Source organism: Emticicia oligotrophica DSM 17448 (assembly GCF_000263195.1).
GTDB classification, from domain to species: Bacteria; Bacteroidota; Bacteroidia; order Cytophagales; family Spirosomataceae; genus Emticicia; species Emticicia oligotrophica.
Genome location: NC_018748.1, coordinates 82795 through 102830, shown reverse-complemented (window position 1 = coordinate 102830; position 20036 = coordinate 82795). Strand labels below are relative to the sequence as shown.

The window sequence follows — 20036 nt, the reverse complement described above, 5'->3', positions numbered from 1 at the left end:
ATATTAGGTGATTATTATAAAATGCTTTGATAAACCTTAAGTGTTTTAGAGGCTGTAATTGACGGAGAAAAGTCTTGTAGTCGCTTTTTCCCTTTTTCTATCAATTCTCTTCTTAAAGCTTGATTATCAATTACTTTTTCAACTTCGTGAGCTATTTGTTCTTTATCTATTGGGTTGAAATAGATGGCGGCATCTTGTCCAACTTCAGGAAAACAAGAGCGATTACTCAATATAACTGGACACTCACAAGCAAAGGCTTCAAGAATTGGAATTCCGAAACCCTCGTAAAGAGATGGGTAAACAAAAGCCAGTGCATGATTATATAACTGATATAATACATCATCATTTTCAATTTCATGATGGATTATTCGCTTTTCCACATTCAGACTTTTAAACAACTCTTGTTCGGTAGGGGTAAACTTGCCATTTCCTGCACAAATGAGATGTAAATCATCTTGTTTTTTCAGTAGTGGGGCAATTGCCTCGACATAAACATCAAAATTCTTATAATTATCTCGATTGCCTACATATAGTAAATACCTTGCCGGCACATTTATCTTAATCGAGTCGTTTGGTTTAAAAGTAGCAAAATGGGTAGAATGATAGATTACTTCAACTTTTTCGGGTTCGATTTTGAAAATTTCTAAAATATCTTGTTTTGTATTTTCTGAAACAGCAATAATTTTTGAGGCTTTTTCTAATACTTTTTGTTTATGATATTTATCAAATCCATCTAAACAAGCATATTGTGTAGAGAATTTTTCTGGAATTACATCGTGATGTGTAATGACAAACGGCTTCTTTTTACTTAAAAAAGTAAAGAAATAATCATTAAAATAGGTTGGATGAAAAACATCAAAATTATTGCGAAGTAAATGAAGGGCACTGTTAAGTCGATTAATATGCGAAAACATCATATTTGTCCGTCCGTATCCCAAAAAAAAGCTAAAAGGAATTACCTTTTTTATATCTTCATTCTTTAAATAGTCATTATTCGAAAACTGTAAAGCTAATTCAACTTCTACGCCTTGTTCATATTTTAGATTGTGCATAAGGTCATAAAAATATCTTGCAACACCTCCATATCTTGCCCCTGAAAATGACTGATGGTCGTAAAGAATCTTCATATATAAACCGTAGGATGTAACGGATTCGAACCGATGACCTTCGCCCTGTCAAGGCGACACTCTAAACCAACTGAGCTAACATCCTTTATTTTAAGTAGTATAAATTCAATAAATGATTTGAAATTGAATAAAACTTCAAATATTTTGAAATAAATATGTAAATAATATAGAAATAGTATTACAAATATACTATAATTTGTGTACTTATACCAATGATTCTTTTTGAATTAATGATAGACCTTTTTCGATGGAACACGCATTAATAGTACAAAACCTACAATAAAAAATACTAAAATTGAAAGCACCGAATTTCTCATATCGCCTGTAATCTGTCCAATTGCTCCAAATATTAGAGTTCCCAAGGTTGTTGCTAATTTTTCAACAATATCATAAAAACCAAAATACGAAGCGGTATCTTTTGTATCATCTGGTAAAAGCTTCGCGAAAGTCGAGCGAGAAAGCGATTGAATTCCGCCCATTACTAATCCCACAACGGCTGCAATTACGTAGAATTCGTTTTGAGTAGTAGTAAAATAAGCTGCCAGAGGCATTAATCCCCAAATAAATATAAATACCAGAAGGCCTTTCGTATTACCAAATTTACTTGAAAGCCAAGAAGCTAAATAAGAACCAGGTATTGCAATGAGTTGAATAAGTAAGAGCGTAATGATGAGACCTTGTTTTTCGATGTGGAGTTCTTTATCTGCAAAAATAGTGGCAACATAAATAACTGTCATTACACCCATGTCATAGAATAAGAATGCCGTTAAAAATTTTGTAATCAGTTTTCTGCTTCTAATTTCTTTAAGAACAATCATTAATTCTTGAACTCCAGTAGTTATGCGACCAGTCTTGAAAGATTTGGGCTCGTCTTTTGGTAAAAAATAGAAAGGTATTTGTGCGAATAATGCCCACCACACGCCCACTGTAAGGAATGAGATACGGGCAGTAAAACCTGAATCTGAATCGGCTTGGGTAAGTCCGAAAAGGGTAGGCTGCATAATCATTAAAAGGTTAACTATCAACAAGATAACGCTACCGATATAGCCCATGGTAAAGCCTTTGGCACTCAAACTATCGAATTGGTCTTCTGTGGCAATTACTGGTAAGAATGAATTATAAAAAACGATACTTCCTCCCCAACCAATGATTGAAAGCCCAAATGCTACTACGGCTGAATTGACAGTATCTTTCGTAAAAAAATAAAAATAAGCACAACTGGCTGCACCTAAATAACAAAAAAGTTTCATGAAAAACTTTCTTCTGCCACTTGAATCGGCCAATGGAGTTAGTATTGGATTTAAAATGGCTAAAAAGAGTGTCGCGGCTGAAATGGTGTAAGAATATAAAATTGAATTTTGAATTTCGAATCCAAAAAAGTTTACTACATCATTAATCACATTTCCATTGGCATCTTTTACAGAGGTTGTTGATAAAAAATACATAGGAAATACCACTGTAGTAATAACAAGGTTGTGCACCGAATTCGCCCAGTCGTACATTGTCCAAGCATTCAGCACTTTCTTTTGGTTTTTTATAAACATAGCAGTCTTATAATTTCAGTTAGTTGAGATAAAATTAGACAGGTTTAATAGTAATGTTTCGTAAAAGTAGTTCTTTTCTAAGCGTAAATGCAAATTCCACCGCATGATTTCCATCGCCATGTACACAAATAGTATCTGCTTTGATGCCTACTTTTGTGCCATCGGTTGCGAATACACTTTTTTGTTCCACCATTTGTATTACTTGTTCAACGGCCAGAGAGGTATCTTCTATCATAGCGTTGGCGTGCGTACGAGGTGTTAGGCTACCATCATTTTGGTAGGTTCTGTCGGCGAATACCTCAGATGCCGTTCGTAAACCTAATTTTTCAGCTTCTGAAATTAAATGACTACCTGATAAACCATACAAAATTAATTCTGGGTGAATGGCACGAGTGGCTTCTGCAATGGCTTTTGCTAAGGCAATATCTTTGGCGGCCATATTGTAAAGAGCTCCGTGCGGTTTTACATGATGTAGTTTACCACCTAAAGCTCTTACTGTACCAAACATTGCCCCAATTTGATAGACACAAATATCGTAAATTTCTTGTGGTGAAAGTTGCATATTTCTACGACCAAACCCTTGTAAATCAGGAAAGCCTGGATGTGCCCCAATAGCTACGCCATTTTCAAGTGCTAATTGAGCGGTTTTTCTCATAATAGAAGCATCTCCTGCATGGAAACCACAAGCAATATTGGCTGAAGAAATCGCTTCCATCAATTTTTGGTCGTTTCCCATTGGCCAAGAGCCAAAGGCTTCGCCCATGTCACAGTTTAGGTCAATTTGTTTAATATTCATTAAAAAATCTGATACTGGCTTTAAGTTTTTTGATATTTTTTTCTTGTTCTAAGCAAGCATCTTCTGCTTCTTGAATAGAAACTTTTTTCAAGTAAATATAATCGTTGATACTAGATTGTGCTAATTTATGTATATCTGCTGAAATAATATTACCGATTCTTGGGTATCCTCCACTAGTTTGGTGGTCAGCCATCAAAATAATTAATTGCCCATTGGGTAGTAGTTGGATAGTTCCAAAGTCAACGGCTGAAGAAATCAATTCTTTTTTCTCTTTTAATAAAAGAGGTTCACCTATCATACGAAAACCCATTCTATTTGAGTTAGAAGAAATTTGAAAAGGTTTATTTTCAACCCAGTTTCTACTCTCGTTTTCTAACAGCTCAAATTCATGTCCTTCAATAAATCTGATTAGTTTGTGTGGTTCTTTTTCTATTATTGAAAATCCAAGATGAGCCTTGAATAGCATTGGCGATTTAGTAGATGCTAAATAGGCGATGTTTCCATTAATTTTGCGTTTAAACCTAATAATACTACCCGCTTTGACCGATATAACTTTTTCGTTCATAATTGGTTGATTATCAATATGAGGTAAAAAATCTGCTCCGCCGATAATAATACTACAATCCTCTTCAAATAAAATTTCGGGTGCTGGAAAATACATTTCTAAAACTTTCTCTTCTTCATTTTTTCCCAAAGCAATATTTAGAATTCGAGCAGTATATCTATCCATTGCACCTTTGGGGTTTATACCCAAATGACGCAATCCTTTTTGCCCTAAATCTTGGTAACTCGTAAGTATGCCTTTTTTTATAAATTTCATCTGATAAAAATAATCAAATTATCTTAAAGATGATTCACGAATGACCAATTGGGTATCAAGAACGACTGTTTCGTTTTCAATGATATCGGATTCTAATTGCTTTAATAATAACCTTATTGCTTGGGTGCCCATTTCTCTGATTGGCTGACTGATACTTGTTAAAGATGGGGTTAGATAGGTGCAGGTTGGTTCATTATTGAAACTAACCATCGCCACATCTTCAGGAATTCTTAAACCTCTTTGTTTGAGGGCAAACATAGTGGAGAATGCGATATTATCGCTCATTGTTAATATTCCATCGGGTGGAATACTCAAACTCATCATGTTATGAGCTTGAATTATAGTATTTTCTTGGGTAAAGTCACTATGACTTACGTACTGTTCTTCGTAAGGTAGTCCATTGCTAATAACGGCTTCGCGGAACCCATCTAAACGTTGATTACTAATTTCGAGATGAGGAGGGCCTGCTAAGCACGCTAATCTTCTACAACCTCGCTCTATCATGTGGTTCGTGGCTTTAAAAGCTGCTTGTTTATTATCTACAATTACTTTAGAACTTTCAATAGAATCACTGTATCGGTCGAATAGTACAATTGGAATTTGTTTTCTTATCAAACGATTGATGTGTTCAAAATCTAGAGAATCTCTTGCAAGAGAAATAATAAACCCTTCAACTTGTGAGTTTAGCATATTCTGAATTTGTGCTACTTCTCTTAAGTAGGATTCATTCGTTTGGCAAACCATCACACTGTATCCTGCTTGCATGGCTGCTTCCTCTATGCTATTTAGCATTGAAGCGAAGAAAAAGTAACTAAGCGATGGTACAATAACACCGATAGTTTTTGTTCTGTTGCCTACTAAATTTTTGGCTAATTGATTGGGTTGATAATCCATTTCTTCAGCCAATTTCAAAATTGTTTTTTTTGTTTCTGGGTGAATCTCAGGCATTCCTCGCAAGGCACGCGATACTGTTGAGACAGAAATATTAAGAGCTTGTGCGATGTCTTTAATAGTAACAGGAGTGGTTCTATGCATTGGATTGAAAATATAATTTTTACAATATTATTTATTAATTCTCAATTTCTTGTCTCAAAAAAACAAAAAAATATTATTTGAAAATATTATAAATTTTTATAGAGATTGAAATTTACTTAGTTCAATATGCAAACGTTTGCGGTTACGTTTGCGGTTACGTTTGCATTTAATTGGAATAAAAATATATAGTTTTTTTACTATTTTATCTTTGACAATGAATATATCTACATTATATTCAAAAAAAATATGTTATTCTCGACATTAATAATAAATTAAATTATTTCGACATATAGGCCTAAAGGTTGAAGTAAAATTGTACTTTTTTAATATTAAATAAAAAATGATTATGCAAAGAAAATCCTTAGTGAAGTTGTATTTCAGCCTAGTATTATTATCGGCACTTTCTGCGATTGGCCAAAGTAAACTTGATGTAAAAAAAGAGTTTGAGTTTGCAGCGAAGCAATATGAAGGAATGCTTGCGGCACATCAAGATATAACGAAGTTTCCTCAATCAACAAATCCAGATGGTTCGCCTAGAGATATGAAATCTGAATGGTGGTGCAGTGGATTCTTTGGTGGGTCTTTATGGTATATCTATCAATTTAATCATGACCCCAAATGGAAGGCTGCCGCTGAAAAGTGGACGATGGCCGTTGAAAAAGAAAAGTTTAATACTCGTACACATGATTTAGGATTTATGCTTTATTGTCCGTTTGGAAATGGGTATCGACTTACTAAAAATCCTGATTATAAGGAGGTTATGCTTGTTGGGGCAAAGTCTCTGGCTACACGATTTAATTCGAAAGTTGGTTTGATTAAATCATGGGAGAGTTTCAAAGGAGGATATAAATATCCAGTAATTATTGATAATATGATGAATCTGGAGTTTTTGTTTTGGGCGGCCAAAGAATCAGGAAACAAAGATTTTTATAATCTAAGCGTAACGCACGCCGATAATACTATGAAAAACCATTATCGCCCTGATTATAGTAGTTATCATGTGTTGTGTTATGGAGATAATGGGGAAGTATTAGCAAGAAAGACTCATCAGGGTGCGGCAGATGAATCTGCTTGGTCTAGAGGGCAAGCTTGGGGTTTATACGGCTACACTGTTATGTATCGTGAAACTAAAGATGCAAAGTATCTAGATCATGCCCGAAATATTGCCAATTTCTATCTAAATAACCCTACATTACCAGCTGATAAAATTCCTTACTGGGATTTTAGTAAGCCAGGTGAAGAACGTGATGCTTCTGCTGGTGCAATTGCTGCTTCTGCATTATTAGAGTTGAGCACTTATGGAGGAAAAGATGCAAAAAAATACTATAATTCAGCTGTAAAAATGCTTGAAACCCTATCTACACCAGCTTTCAAAGCCGAATTGGGCAAAAATAATCACTTTATTTTAATGCATAGTACTGGTCATAAGCCTGGTAATTCAGAAGTAGATGTACCACTTGTTTATGCCGATTATTATTATTTAGAAGGTCTTTTAAGATATGAAGCACTCAAAAATAAGCAGAAACTATTTTAAAATATAAGTTAATTACACTCATTTTTAACAAGAAACTAAGATAATAAACATTTAACTATCCATTTTAAACTCACCTTTTATGAAAAAAAATCTACTGTCGTATTGTCAGTGGGGTAAGCCGTTGTGTGCACGGTTTATCACAAAACTTTTATTTTTGCTTTGTTTTTTGGGAAGCCAAGCCTTCGCTGCCGACATCACCATAACAGGTAAAGTAAGCGATGCTGAAAAAGGCGAAGCTTTACCCGGTGTGAGTATCACCATTAAAGGTACATCTCGCGGAGCTACAACTGATGCCAAAGGTGATTTTTCAATCAAAGTTCCAAGTAAGACCTCAATTTTGGTTTTTAGCTTCTTAGGCTATGAAACACAAGAAATTGTAGTTGGAAATCAGACAAGTATTATTGTTGGTATGAACTCCGATGCGAAATCCCTTGAGGAGGTGGTAGTAGTTGGTTATGGTACCCAAAAAAAGGTAAATCTTACAGGAGCCGTTTCAACGATTGACTCTAAAGTTATTGAAAACCGTCCTGCCAGTAATTTAGCGAATGCTTTGCAAGGGACGAGTCCTGGGTTAATTATTACTCGTTCGAGCGGACAACCAGGTAGTGAAGGAATTGGTATCCAGATTCGTGGTGCCTCTTCAGCCAACGGCAGCATCGAACCTTTATTGATTGTTGATGGAGTTACGATGCCAAGTAATACTCTCCAATCGCTTAACCCAAATGATGTAGAAAGCATTAGTGTATTGAAAGATGCCGCTGCTGCTGCAATTTATGGAGCACAAGCTGCGGGTGGGGTAATTTTAGTGACTACCAAAAAAGCAAAAACTGGTAAAGTTAAGTTTAGTTATTTGGCACAACAAGGAACAGATTGGTCTATCAATGTTCCAGAACGTATGTCTCTATTGGAAGAAGCTGAGTTTTCTAATTTATCTCGAAAAAACTCAGGAAGTGGTCCTGAATATTCAGATGTAGATTTACAGCGTATAAGAGATGGAGTGCCTTACGTAGTGAATCCTGCTGATACAACCACTTGGCTTTTCTACAACCAAGTTCCATTAACTGACCAAGTACTGAGAAAGTACTCTTCTATGACTACTCAAAATTTGAGCATGTCGGGGGGCAATGAAAAATTAAATTTCTTGTTGTCAGGTGGTTATTATGGAAAAAGTGGTGTTTTTAAAATCGGACCAGATGGTTATAAGAGATACAATCTTCGCTTGAATTTAGGGGCACAATTAAGTAAAATTTTCTCACTCGATGCCCGCCTTTCTTATACAAAAGACCAGCAAGATGCTGCTTCTGGCAATTTGAATGGTCAAGGTTTAATGTACGAAATTTATCGTTTACGTACTCGTACGCCATTTTTTACACCAGATGGTCAATATAATGGTGCTGGTTCTGCTGCAACAGTTTACGCACGTTTAGAGTCTGGAGGATATAACCGTTATGCAAGAGATTATTACGACGGAACCGTTACACTTAAAGCAGCAAATATTGTTAAGGGTTTAACCTTGCGTGCAGTGGTAGGAACACAATACCGCATTGGTGATAGAGCTAACTTTGCACGAACTGTACCGCTTTGGGGTAGAGGTAAGATTTTAAGCTACATCAATCAAGTTAATGGCTACACCCTAACTGATGAACGAACAAATAATACTAACCTTCAGTTTTTAGCTAATTATGATAAAACTTTCAAAGAGAAACATAATCTTGGCTTATTGGTTGGTTATAACTACGAAGATTTCAGATTCGAAAACATGGTAGCTGGAGCAACAAACTTGGTGAGTAATGATTTACCTACACTTAATTTAGGTGATGATAAAACCAAAACAAACAGTCAATCTATTGCTACAAATGCCTCTCAATCGGTATTCAGCCGCATAAATTATAACTACGATGGCAAATATTTAATTGAAGCTACGATTCGTCGTGATGAAAATTCAAAGTTAGCTCCAAATTTGCGTGTTAAGTTATTCCCTTCTGCATCTGTGGGCTGGAATTTACATCGTGAAGGATTCATGAAAGATATAAACTTTGTATCGGAACTTAAGTTACGTGCTTCTTGGGGGCGTTTAGGAGGTGCACTTGGAGGAAGTACCATTGGAAATTATGATTACCTAAGCCAGTTGAGTAGAGGTTCGGCCTTAGTATTAGGCGATTCTCGTGCTTCTTATTTATTCCAAAGTTCTATTCCATCTCAATCTCTTTCTTGGGAAACAATCGAAACCACTAATGTTGGTTTTGATTTAGGATTATTCAAAAATAAATTAAACTTGAATGGTGATTATTATGTGAAGTATAACCGAAATATGCTTACTCCGCAAAATCTCCCAGCGGTTATTGGAATTGGGACACCAAGAAAAAATAATGGTGAGCTGAAATCTTGGGGATGGGAACTGGAGGCACGTTACAGAGGCCAAATAGGTAAAGACTTCTCTTATACAATCGCTGCGAACTTATCGGATAATCAAAATAAGCTTTTGAATTTTGCTGGTAGAAATATAGTATCGGCAGGAACAAATAGTATTGTTGAAGGCTATCCACTTAATAGTGTTTTTGGTTATTTGACAGATGGATATTTCCAAACGGCTGATGAAGTAAAAGCTTGGGCTTTCCAAGATAACAGAACTGGATCTGGAGATGTTAAATATTTAGATTTGAATGGTGATGCAAAAATCAATGTTGGTAAGGGTAATACTTCTGATTTTGGTGACTTAGTTTTTCTTGGAACGACTCAACCACGTATGGTTTTTGGTACAACTTTAGGCTTTAATTACAAAGGATTCGATTTTTCTGCATTTATTCAGGGGGTTGGTAAACGCTCATTCCGCCCAGAAACAGAAACGATTGCTCCACTTTTAGTAACTTGGAAACAGGCTTTAGCTATTCACCGTGATTATTGGACTCCAGAAAATCCTAATGCTCTTTACCCACGTCCTTACACTGGTGGTACTCACAATTATCGTGTTTCTGATAAGTGGTTGTTAAATGGGCAATATGCTCGTTTGAAAAACTTACAAGTAGGTTATACCATTCCAGAAAAATTAACGAATAGAATTAAGATTTCTAGAGCAAGGGTATTCTTCTCGGCACAAGATATTCTTACATTCTCGAAGTTGGGCAACTTTAAAGGATATTTTGACCCAGAACAAAGAGATAATATTGAAAACGATTATCCTTTCTTTGCTACGGCATCAGTTGGTTTAAACCTTAATTTTTAATCATTGATTCGTCAAAAAAAGTATTGAATAGTAATCAATACCTCAAATCCGAAGTTCAAAAACGCAATAATTTATTATTATGAAATCAAAATTCAAATATATTCTATCGAGCTGCGTACTTGCATTAAGTATGACTGCCTGCGATATTAATCGTTTACCAGAAACCTCAATTAGTGATGCTACTTTTTGGCGTTCGGAAACCGATTTAATAGCTGCTAATAATTACCTATATACATTTATTCCTGGTTTTAACAATGAGGATGTTTGGTCAGACGATGCCATTGGTTTAACCTCCAATAGTATTAGTGATGGCTCACGTTTAGCTCCATCAACAGATGGGAATTATACGACGCCATATCAGTTGATTCGTGCAGCAAATAATATCGTAGAAAAAGCCCCTCGAGCAGCAGCAACAACGAGTCAAGCTGTGATAGACCGTTATCTTGGTGAAGCTCGCTTTTTTCGTGCTTGGGGATATTTCAGTTTAGTACAGAAATATGGAGATGTTCCACTAATTTTAAAAACTTTGGATGATTCTTCGCCAGAATTGACCGAAGCGGCATCTCCGAGAGAAAAAATCTTTGACCAAATTTATCAAGACCTTGATTTTGCAGCTTCAAAACTCCCTACGATGAGTGCACTTGGCACGGCAAATTATGGTCGAATTTCTAACACTGCAGCCTTAGCTTTTAAGGCAAGGGTAGCTCTTTTTGAAGGAACTCGTTCGAAGTTTCATAGTTATGGCGATTATAAAAAACACCTAACACTTGCTGCTGCTGCTGCTAAAGCCGTGATTGATAGCCGTCAACATAGCCTCTACGCTAATTACTTCAATTTGTTTCAGTATGAAGGAGAAGGATTTCAGAACAAGGAAAATATCATTGTGAAGCAATATGGTGTTAGCTTAACCGACCGTGTTCTAACGCATACCTATTACAGAGGAACGATTGAGAATGGTAATAAAAATCCAACCAAAAGCCTAGTAGATTCATATTTGATGAGCGATGGTTTACCAATTACTAAATCTCCTTTGTATAAAGCACCAGTAAAAAGTACAGATGTATTTACAAATAGAGATGATAGGTTGAATCAAACGGTAATGAAGGCTGGAGACCCTTATATTTTTACTAAGAAAGTATTTGACGTTGCAGTGCTAGTTTTCCAAAAAACTGGTTTTTGTTTCCGCAAATTCTCAAATATTGATGATTGGAATAATCAAGCATCTTCGATTGACCGCCCGATTTTACGTTATGCAGAAGTTTTATTGACTTATGCAGAAGCAAAATACGAGCTAGATGAAGCAATTAGTGATGCTGATCTTGATTTAGCCATTAATCCGCTTCGTACAAGAGGTAAAATTGCCAAATTAAGTAATGCTTTTGTAACAGCTAATGGCTTAAATATGCGTGAAGAATTACGTCGTGAGCGTCGAGTTGAGTTAGCCCAAGAAGGCCATCGTTATTGGGATTTGATTCGTTGGAAAGCTGCAGAAATTGAATTGCCGAAACCAATTTTAGGTAATTATTTCTTCAAATCAGAGTTCGGAACTACAACAACCGTAAATTTAACACCTGATAATTACATTTTGGTAACAGCTGCCAATTTTCGTAGGTTTGACCCTGCCAAAGATTATTTGTGGCCTCTTCCATTGAATGAAATTTCATTGAATCCTAATTTAAAGCAAAATCCTAATTGGTAAGCATTAAATTTATATAATGCTCTCTCCATTTATACGGAGAGAGCATTAATTTTTTGTATCTTCGATAAATTAATCACCCTTTGGGTCTCTTTTTCAATCCCTCTCTAACACATGAAACTAAGACAATTTTTATTTCAAATAAGCCTTTTTGGCTCTTCTTTGATTGTTTGTGGGCAAACAAAACATATTCCCGAAACGGTGCCTGTAGCATCACATCCAAGAATATTATTATTAAAAGGAGAAGAACAGGGTATTTTGAAAAGTGTCAGTGTTGACCCTAACTGGAAAATCCTTCATGGAAATATCATCAAAGAAGCCGATGAAATAATCGGTTTACCAACCTTGGAAAGAATTCAAATTGGGCGACGCCTACTGGATAAATCTCGTGAATGTCTTAGACGAGTATTTTTTCTGAGTTATGCTTTTCGAACAACTAAGGATAAAAAATATCTTTTACGTGCAGAACGAGAACTTGTGAAAGTATCTCAATTTAGTGATTGGAACCCAACGCATTTTCTTGATGTGGCCGAAATGACCATGGGCGTAGCGATTGGTTATGATTGGTTATATGATGATTTGAGCCTTTCTGCAAAAAATATTATCAAAGAAGCTATTCTGAAAAAGGGAATTGAGCCATCGCTTGATTCAAAATACAATTCTTGGTTAAAGGCCTCACATAATTGGAATCAAGTGTGTAATGCAGGAATGACCTACGGGGCTTTAGCGATTTATGAAGAAAATCCTGTTTTTTCTAATCAAATCATTGAGCGTGCCATTGAATCTATAAAACTTCCCATGCAAGACTATAAGCCAGAAGGTGCTTACCCAGAAGGTTATAGCTATTGGGGCTATGGAACAAGTTTTAACGTAATGTTTCTTGATGCAATCAAAAAAGTTTTTAATACCGATTTTGAATTATCGAATACCGCTGGTTTTTTAAAGACTGCAGGCTATTTCCAGCAAATGATTGGTGCTTCAGGTAAAAGTTTTAATTACTCAGATGCGGGCAATGGTACTGGGCTTAGCCCTGCTATGTTTTGGTTTGCCAATCGTACCAATAATCCAAGTTTGTTATATTTAGAAAAACAATACTTACAAGGTAAAGATAAATCAATGGCGAAAGACCGTCTTTTGCCTGCGGCTATGATTTGGGGAAAAGGAATTTCTTTGGATAAACTTATTGAACCCAAGGAGTTATTATGGGTTGGACAAGGTAAAAACCCTGTAGCAATGATGCGTACGTCTTGGTCGAAACCCGAAGCTATTTATGTCGGACTAAAAGCTGGATCTCCTTCAGTAAATCATGGTCACATGGATGTCGGCTCTTTTGTTATGGATGCCAATGGCCAAAGATGGTCGATGGATTTTGGCATGCAAGAGTACGAGTCGCTCGAATCAAAGGGGGTAAAATTATGGGGAATGGCACAAAATTCAGAGCGATGGGAAGTTTTTCGCTACAATAATTTAGCCCATAGTACCTTGGCAATTAATATGCAGCACCAACGTGTGGAGGGGTTCGCATCAATTAATTCAACGACCAGTAAACCTAATTTTCTAAGTGCGACAACTGATATGAGTGCCGTTTATAATGGACAAGTAGCTTCTGCCAAGCGAGGAATAGCAATCATTGACCAACAATATGTTTTGGTAAAAGATGAAATCGTAGCGAATGAAAAGGCAAGCACTGTCAGATGGTCGATGCTAACACCTGCTGATGTAAAAGTAATTGATAATCAAACAGTTGAGCTAAGTCAGAATGGTAAAAAATTGATTTTGAAAGTAATTCAACCTGCAAATAAAACAATACAAACATGGTCAACTAAACCTCCACATGATTATGACGCGGCTAATGATGGAACTATTTTAGTAGGTTTTGAAGCAAATTTATCGCCTAATACAAATTCAACTTTAGAAGTTCAATTAATTCCTGAAGGTGCAAAGACCAAATCAAAATCTCAGGTTTTAAAAGATTGGAAATAAATTCTCTATTTTCTAACCAAAATTAAATATGAAATACTCAAGAAAAGACTTTATTCGAAGCTTAAGTTTAGGAACTGTAGCTTTACCGCTTGCTACTAAAATTTCGCCTAAAACTACAAAACTAACCATTGGTTTAGCTTCGTACACACTTCGTAAATATACCTTGGAGCAAGTGATAGGTATTTGTAAACGATTGAATATCAAAGAAATAGCTCTTAAAAACTTCCATTTGCCTTTAGATGCCTCTGAAGCACAGATTAAGGAGGCAATTGGTAAAGTAAAAGCTGCTGGTTTGGATGTTTTTGGTGGTGGCGTAATTTATATGAAAAATGAAGCAGAAGTAAAAAATGCGTTCAGATACGCACAAGCCGCAGGAATGTCGATTATCATTGGAGTTCCGAATCATGACCTACTGCCATTGGTTGAGAAGTACGTAAAAGAGACTAACATCAAGTTGGCCATACATAATCATGGTCCTGGTGATGATGTTTATCCTACCCCAGCAACGGTTTACCAAAAGATTGAAAAATTAGATAAGCGTATTGGATTGTGTATTGATATTGGTCACGTAGTGAGGCTCGGAATGAATCCTGTGGAAGCGATAAAGAAGTACGGACATAGGATGTATGACATGCACCTTAAAGATGTAGATGGCTTTGAAGCAAAAAATGACGGTATTCAAATTGGTAGAGGTGTCATTGATATTCCGAAAGTATTGAAGGCATTAAAAGAAGTGAATTACCAAGGAATTATGAGTATTGAATATGAAAAAGATGCCGAAAATGCAGAGAATGGATTAGCCGAATCAGTCGGTTATGTAAGAGGAATTTTAGATATGTTAGACCGCTATTAAAACTAAAGAATCCGAATGAAAAAAATTATATTTTTTGTTGCTATTCTGATTAGTCATATAGGAATAGCACAAATTACACAACGAAATATTTTTGCCAAAAAATATACCGTGGATGATGTCAAAAAAGCATTAATTCCATTTAATGAGTACCATCCATATCCAAAAACTCCTGAGGAATGGCAAGCTGCCGTTCCTGATAGTGTGCTTAAACAAATCGTAAAAAATGGAGAGAATCTCCTCGATTTTAAGTTTGAGGCAATTTCGGGCACGGTTTCATTAGATTATGTGCGTTCGGGCGATCGCGAACGTCACGGAAAATTATCTTATGGGAAACGAAATGCCCTTACAGATTTATTATTAGCTGAAAGTATTGAAAATAAAGGGCGTTTCATGGAAGCAATCTTCAATGGTGTTTGGTCTATTTGTGAAGAAAGCTATTGGGGAGTACCAGCACACATTAGAGGATTACCAGATGTTGAAAATCCTGTGGTAGATTTATTTTCGGCCGAAACAGCTTCGCTCATGGGTTTGGTTGATTATTTTGTTGGTGAAAAATTAGATAAAATTAGCAAGCTTATTCGTAAGCGAATGTATTATGAAACAAATAAGCGAATCTTTGAGCCGATGATGACCAAAGCCGATAGTTATGGTTGGATGAGTAAAACTAAGCCTGTTAATAACTGGAACCCTTGGATTATGTCTAATTGGATTTCTGCAACACTCTTACTTGAAAAAGATGAAAAACGTCGTGCAGAGATGCTATATGGTACAATGCTCGGTACTGATCTTTATCTCAATGGTTTAGGTGAAGATGGTGGCTGTGATGAAGGTCCAAGCTATTGGTTTGCAGCGGGGGCGAGTGTTTATGATTGTTTAGAACTGCTATCAAATGCAACTAAAAATCAGATAAACATTTATGAAGAACCACTCATCAAAAAAATGGCATCGTATGTATATAAAACACATATTGATGGTTATTACTTCGTAAATTTTGCCGATGCAGACCCCAAACTTCGTCCTGATGGCTTAATGCTTTATCGTTTTGGTAATGCCATTAAAGATGAAAAAATGATTCAAATGGGGCAATGGGCGTTTAGAAATTTCAGTTCTGCCTCAATGGGTGGTTCATATCATCGTCCGAGAAGAATTGAAAATCTACTATCAATCAAGCAATTACCCAAAGAAACCATGCCATATATTCCAGTAAATGATGCATGGTTTGCTGATATTCAAGTACTTACTGCTCGTGCAAAAAATGGTTTCTTCATGGCAACTCATGGCGGGCACAATGCCGAAAGTCATAACCATAATGATGTTGGCGATTTTATGCTTTATGCCAATGGCGAACCTGTAATTATTGATGCAGGTCGTGGGAATTATACAGCTCGTACTTTCTCAAATAAACGCTATGAACTTTGGTTTACACAATCAAATTATCATAATTTGCCGATAATCAATGGCTTTGGGCAGAAAGATGGCCGACAATTCGAGGCGACGAATGTGAAAAGTACAATTTCTGAAAAAGAGGCTACACTTAGTCTTGACATTGCAGGTGCTTATGAAAAAGAAGCAGGTATTCAGTCTTGGAATAGAACAGTAAAACTCAATCGTGTAAAAAATACAGTGGAGTTGACAGACGATTATGTTTTGAGTAACAAACCAACTTCTTTACAACAAGTATTCATGACAATCTGTACAATTGATACTTCAATAGCGGGTAAAATTTTGCTTAAAACGCCAAAAGGTCAAGTAGTTAGCCTACAATATGACCCTAAAATTTGGGATTTATCTATTGAGCTACCATCAACTGAAGGCATGGAGTATGTAAGTTTCAAAACAAAATGGGATAATCTACCTGTTCAAAGAATTATTTTGAATGCTAAAAGTTTAGTACAAAAATCGAAAAATTCGTTTACTTTGGGACTCAATTAATTTCCTAACAAAATGAAGTGTTTTTTTTCTATTATTCTAATCTATTTTATTGGTTTGCAGTGCAAAGCCCAAACGATTCATCTATATAATGGCAAAGATTTAAGTAATTGGTACAGCGATGTGCCTGCGGTCGATAAAGACCCCAATATTAGAAAATCATTTATTATCAGGGATGGTAAATTAGTGAGTATGGGTACTCCAGAAGGCCATCTATTGACCAAAGATTCTTACGAAAATTATAGATTAGAAGTAGAATATCGTTTTGCGGGAAAACCCGGAAATTGTGGCGTTTTGGTGCATGCATCAACACCTAGAGCTTTATATGCCATGTTCCCTAAATCAATTGAAGTGCAGATGATGCACGAAAATGCGGGTGATTTTTGGTGTATTGTAGAAGATATAAAGGTTGATAATATGGAAACCCGAAGGGGACCCAAAGAAAATTGGGGAATTACGGAAGGTAAAGAAAGAAGAATAAAAAACCTGACTGATAATTCAGAAAAACCTTTAGGTGAATGGAACAGAATGGTTGTGGAGTGTAAAGGTGATAGAATAAAGGTATGGGTAAACGGCGATTTGGTTAATGATGGCTACGGAGCAACCGCCCAAAAAGGCCAAATTGCTCTTCAAGCGGAAGGTGCTGAAGTAGAATTTAGAAAAGTAGATTTAACTCCTTTGAAATAGATTTAATTTCAAATGGTGTGCCGTAGGTGATACTGCTGCTTTTGACTGTTGCGTACCTACGGCACGCTAATACGAATACTTACATTTCTACCGATATAGAGTGCCTAATGCTACATCCTTTGTCAAATTATTTGATATTTAATGCGTTTAACCAATGTAAAATTAAGGTTTTATATCACTATTTTTTGTTTATGAACATCAAATTGCAATAAATTTTATCGAATCTCCTGCTTTGAGTAAAGTGATTTCTTCAGAATTTGGGGTATAAAGTTCTACTTCAGTTCGACCAATTAATTGCCAACCACCGGGGCTTTCTGTTGGGTAAATTCCAGTTTGATTTCCTGCAATACCTACACTTCCTTCAGGTACTTTTGTACGTGGACTAGACCTACGTGGGGTTGCAATACGTGTATCTAAACCTCCCATATAAGCAAAACCTGGTAAAAATCCCATCATATAAACCCTGTAAATGGGAGCTGTATGAAATCTAATAACTTCTTTTTCGCTTAGTCCATGAAATTTAGCTACATAAGCTAAATCTTCACCATCGTAAATAACGGGAATTTCAATAAGTCGATTTTTTGCAGATTTGATTTCTCCTAATTGAGTAACTGCATTTTGTAAGTAGTTTACAGCAAAATCAAAAGCAGTATTGAAAGTTGGATACTGATTTCTTACAGCAAGTATATCATAAAAAATTGTCAAGGAAGCATAAGCTGGTATTGCTTCTTTCATTCCAATAAATGGTTGTTTATTGCAAAAATCAAACAAATTCATTACAATATCATTCAGCTTTTCATCAATCACATTACCAAAGTCAATGGTGATTGAAGAATCACTGAGTGGGAAAATCTTGAAATTATTTATCAGTTCTTGCTCCATGAGTTTTCTATAAGTCCATTTCGATAAAATTGTATGTAGGCCTTTATTTGCTCGGTGAATGTTTTTTCTTCCCCATCATTCACTTTTATTTCTTTAGCTTTTAAATCGAAAAATTTGGCTTTACCATCAATTCCCATTTCAAGATATTCAATTGACTGATGATTTGGAAATTTACTAATAAATCTAAACACGCCAGAATTTAATTGAAAAGCTTTACCTGTATTTTGAGCGAAAATTGATTCCCCAAAAGGTAAAACTTGATTTTGCGAGATATGTAAAAAATCTAAAATTGTAGGTAGAATATCAGTGTGCTGACAAACTTTTAAAGTATCTACTTTTTGCTTTATTTCATTAAGTTTCGCATTATCTGCATGAAATAAAATCAAAGGAACTCTGTATGCCCCAGTTGGCGTGGCATAAATGGGTTCGGTATTAAACTGCGTATGGTCAGCCGTAATGATAAAAAGAGTGTTAGCAAACCAAGGTTGTTTGGCTGCTTCTGAAAAAAAATGTTTGAGCGATAAATCAGTATAGCCTAAACTTTCGTGTATTTCGGCTTTACCTTTTGGAAAACGACCCTTGTATTTACTAGGAATCGGGTAGGGGTGGTGCGAACTTAGCGTAAAAACACAGCCTACAAATGGATTTTTCTCCTTGGTCAATTCTTGGGCAAAATATTCTAAATAAGGTTCATCAAAAATACCCCAATTTTGGTCAAAATCTGTCTTGTACTTATCTTTTGGATATTCATTTATACCATAATATTTATCAAAACCGGCTAATTGAGAAAATCCTTCAAAACCCATTGAACCATTCCGGGCACCATGAAAAAATGAAGTAGTATAACCAAATTGCTTCATGATTGTGCCCAGTCCCACAAATTTATTAGATTGATAACTTGAAGTAATAAAAGGTTCTTCAATTAGTTGTGGAATGGCTGCTGTAATGGAAGGCATGGCAATAATTGATTCACGACCATTAGCAAAACAATTTTCCATAAAAACACTTTTCTTGGCCAATGAATCTAAAAATGGAGTATAACCTTTGTAGGGATTTTTATAACCCATGTATTCTTTTCCAAAACTTTCAAGAATAATAACCACTATATTTGGAGGAGTTGTGGTTTTCTCAAAATGTGAACTTCTATCTCTGCTAATCAATCGTTCAACTGCTTTATTATCAGTAAAGTAACTAACTTTTTCAGTGCCCTTCGCATCAATGGTTGTTAGAAACGTGAAGGTAGTATTTAGGGTCAGATTCCCTAAATGATTATCGTGTTGCTCGAAGGCTTGATTGATTCGCAAAGGTTTTTCCTGAAAACCGCCTCTAAAAAATAAGATAGTGAAGCCGATAGCCAAAAGCCAAACGATGATGCCAACTGGTAAGTTGAATCTTGGTAAAACATCAGCTTGTTTTTTGTTAGGAGTAAATCTGACGAATAAGAAACTAACTATTCCCCACAAAACGATTAAATACCAATAAGAACTCAATAAGCTAAATGATTGGGCAAAAACATCGCCCATAATGCCAAAAATCTCAAAAATTGTTCTTCTTCCAATGAATTTATAATATTCAAAATCGGCAATATTGGTCCAGAAAAAGATGATATTGGGAATCCAATAAATGTATTTTAAGGAGTTTTGATAGCTTTGTTTCTCAATAAATTTAAAGGGTAGGAGCGAAGCAATTGTAAATAAAATATTACTAATAAAAATGGCCGATAAATCGAATTTCAAACCATACAAAAAAGCATAACTAATTTGTTGGGCATCAGCGAATTGAAAAGATTTAATGTTGAAAAAAAGGAATAAAAATCGAAGCAAGAAATAAAAAACTACTAACCACGTAATACGTTTCAACCACACGAATAAATACATAAGAAATTCCTCAAAGGAGGATGTTTTATTGTTAAATTTGATGCAAAATT

14 protein-coding genes and 1 tRNA gene are annotated in these 20036 nt (G+C 35.6%); 7 read left to right on the top strand and 8 right to left on the bottom strand.

The genetic code is table 11. The annotated features are described in order from the left end of the window. Positions 1–14: 14 nt before the first annotated feature. The 6 genes from EMTOL_RS00455 to EMTOL_RS00430 form a co-directional block, all read right to left on the bottom strand. Positions 15–1127, bottom strand: coding sequence for a glycosyltransferase family 4 protein (locus EMTOL_RS00455; protein WP_015027282.1), 1113 nt, complete (start codon positions 1125–1127; stop codon positions 15–17). A 10-nt stretch (positions 1128–1137) separates the two neighbouring features. After that, positions 1138–1212, bottom strand: a tRNA-Val gene (locus tag EMTOL_RS00450). A 142-nt stretch (positions 1213–1354) separates the two neighbouring features. Beyond that, positions 1355–2671, bottom strand: a complete 1317-nt coding sequence (locus tag EMTOL_RS00445) for an MFS transporter (protein ID WP_015027281.1) — start codon at positions 2669–2671, stop codon at positions 1355–1357. Positions 2672–2705: 34 nt separating this feature from the next. After that, positions 2706–3467 carry a LamB/YcsF family protein gene (locus EMTOL_RS00440; protein ID WP_015027280.1) on the bottom strand — a complete coding sequence of 254 codons (762 nt, stop codon included), beginning with the start codon at positions 3465–3467 and terminating at the stop codon, positions 2706–2708. After that, positions 3457–4287, bottom strand: coding sequence for a 5-oxoprolinase subunit C family protein (locus EMTOL_RS00435; protein ID WP_015027279.1), 831 nt, complete (start codon positions 4285–4287; stop codon positions 3457–3459). Before EMTOL_RS00435 ends, EMTOL_RS00440 begins: the two co-directional genes overlap by 11 nt. 18 nt (positions 4288–4305) lie before the next feature. Then, positions 4306–5322 (bottom strand): LacI family DNA-binding transcriptional regulator, encoded by a 1017-nt coding sequence (locus tag EMTOL_RS00430; protein WP_015027278.1) that lies wholly within the window; start codon positions 5320–5322, stop codon positions 4306–4308. Between the two features lie 340 nt (positions 5323–5662). On the opposite strand from EMTOL_RS00430, the gene EMTOL_RS00425 reads away from it, so the two are divergent. The 7 genes from EMTOL_RS00425 to EMTOL_RS00395 all read left to right on the top strand — a co-directional run bounded on the left by EMTOL_RS00425 (position 5663) and on the right by EMTOL_RS00395 (position 17227). Beyond that, positions 5663–6856 carry a glycoside hydrolase family 88 protein gene (locus tag EMTOL_RS00425; protein ID WP_015027277.1) on the top strand — a complete coding sequence of 398 codons (1194 nt, stop codon included), beginning with the start codon at positions 5663–5665 and terminating at the stop codon, positions 6854–6856. Positions 6857–6935: 79 nt separating this feature from the next. After that, positions 6936–10079 (top strand): SusC/RagA family TonB-linked outer membrane protein, encoded by a 3144-nt coding sequence (locus EMTOL_RS00420; RefSeq protein ID WP_015027276.1) that lies wholly within the window; start codon positions 6936–6938, stop codon positions 10077–10079. Positions 10080–10158: 79 nt separating this feature from the next. After that, positions 10159–11778, top strand: coding sequence for a RagB/SusD family nutrient uptake outer membrane protein (locus EMTOL_RS00415; protein ID WP_015027275.1), 1620 nt, complete (start codon positions 10159–10161; stop codon positions 11776–11778). 111 nt (positions 11779–11889) lie between these two features. After that, on the top strand, positions 11890–13758 hold the full coding sequence (locus EMTOL_RS00410; protein ID WP_015027274.1) for a heparinase II/III domain-containing protein: 1869 nt from the start codon (positions 11890–11892) through the stop codon (positions 13756–13758). 28 nt (positions 13759–13786) lie between these two features. Next, on the top strand, positions 13787–14611 hold the full coding sequence (locus tag EMTOL_RS00405) for a sugar phosphate isomerase/epimerase family protein (RefSeq protein WP_015027273.1): 825 nt from the start codon (positions 13787–13789) through the stop codon (positions 14609–14611). A gap of 15 nt (positions 14612–14626) precedes the next feature. After that, positions 14627–16543, top strand: coding sequence for a heparinase II/III domain-containing protein (locus EMTOL_RS00400; protein WP_015027272.1), 1917 nt, complete (start codon positions 14627–14629; stop codon positions 16541–16543). Positions 16544–16555: 12 nt separating this feature from the next. Continuing rightward, positions 16556–17227 (top strand): 3-keto-disaccharide hydrolase, encoded by a 672-nt coding sequence (locus EMTOL_RS00395; protein WP_015027271.1) that lies wholly within the window; start codon positions 16556–16558, stop codon positions 17225–17227. A gap of 198 nt (positions 17228–17425) precedes the next feature. Here the strand turns inward: EMTOL_RS00395 and pxpB are convergent, their stop codons facing one another. Beyond that, on the bottom strand, positions 17426–18109 hold the full coding sequence (gene pxpB, locus EMTOL_RS00390; RefSeq protein ID WP_015027270.1) for a 5-oxoprolinase subunit PxpB: 684 nt from the start codon (positions 18107–18109) through the stop codon (positions 17426–17428). Beyond that, positions 18094–19986, bottom strand: coding sequence for an LTA synthase family protein (locus EMTOL_RS00385; protein ID WP_015027269.1), 1893 nt, complete (start codon positions 19984–19986; stop codon positions 18094–18096). Before EMTOL_RS00385 ends, pxpB begins: the two co-directional genes overlap by 16 nt. Positions 19987–20036 lie beyond the last annotated feature (50 nt).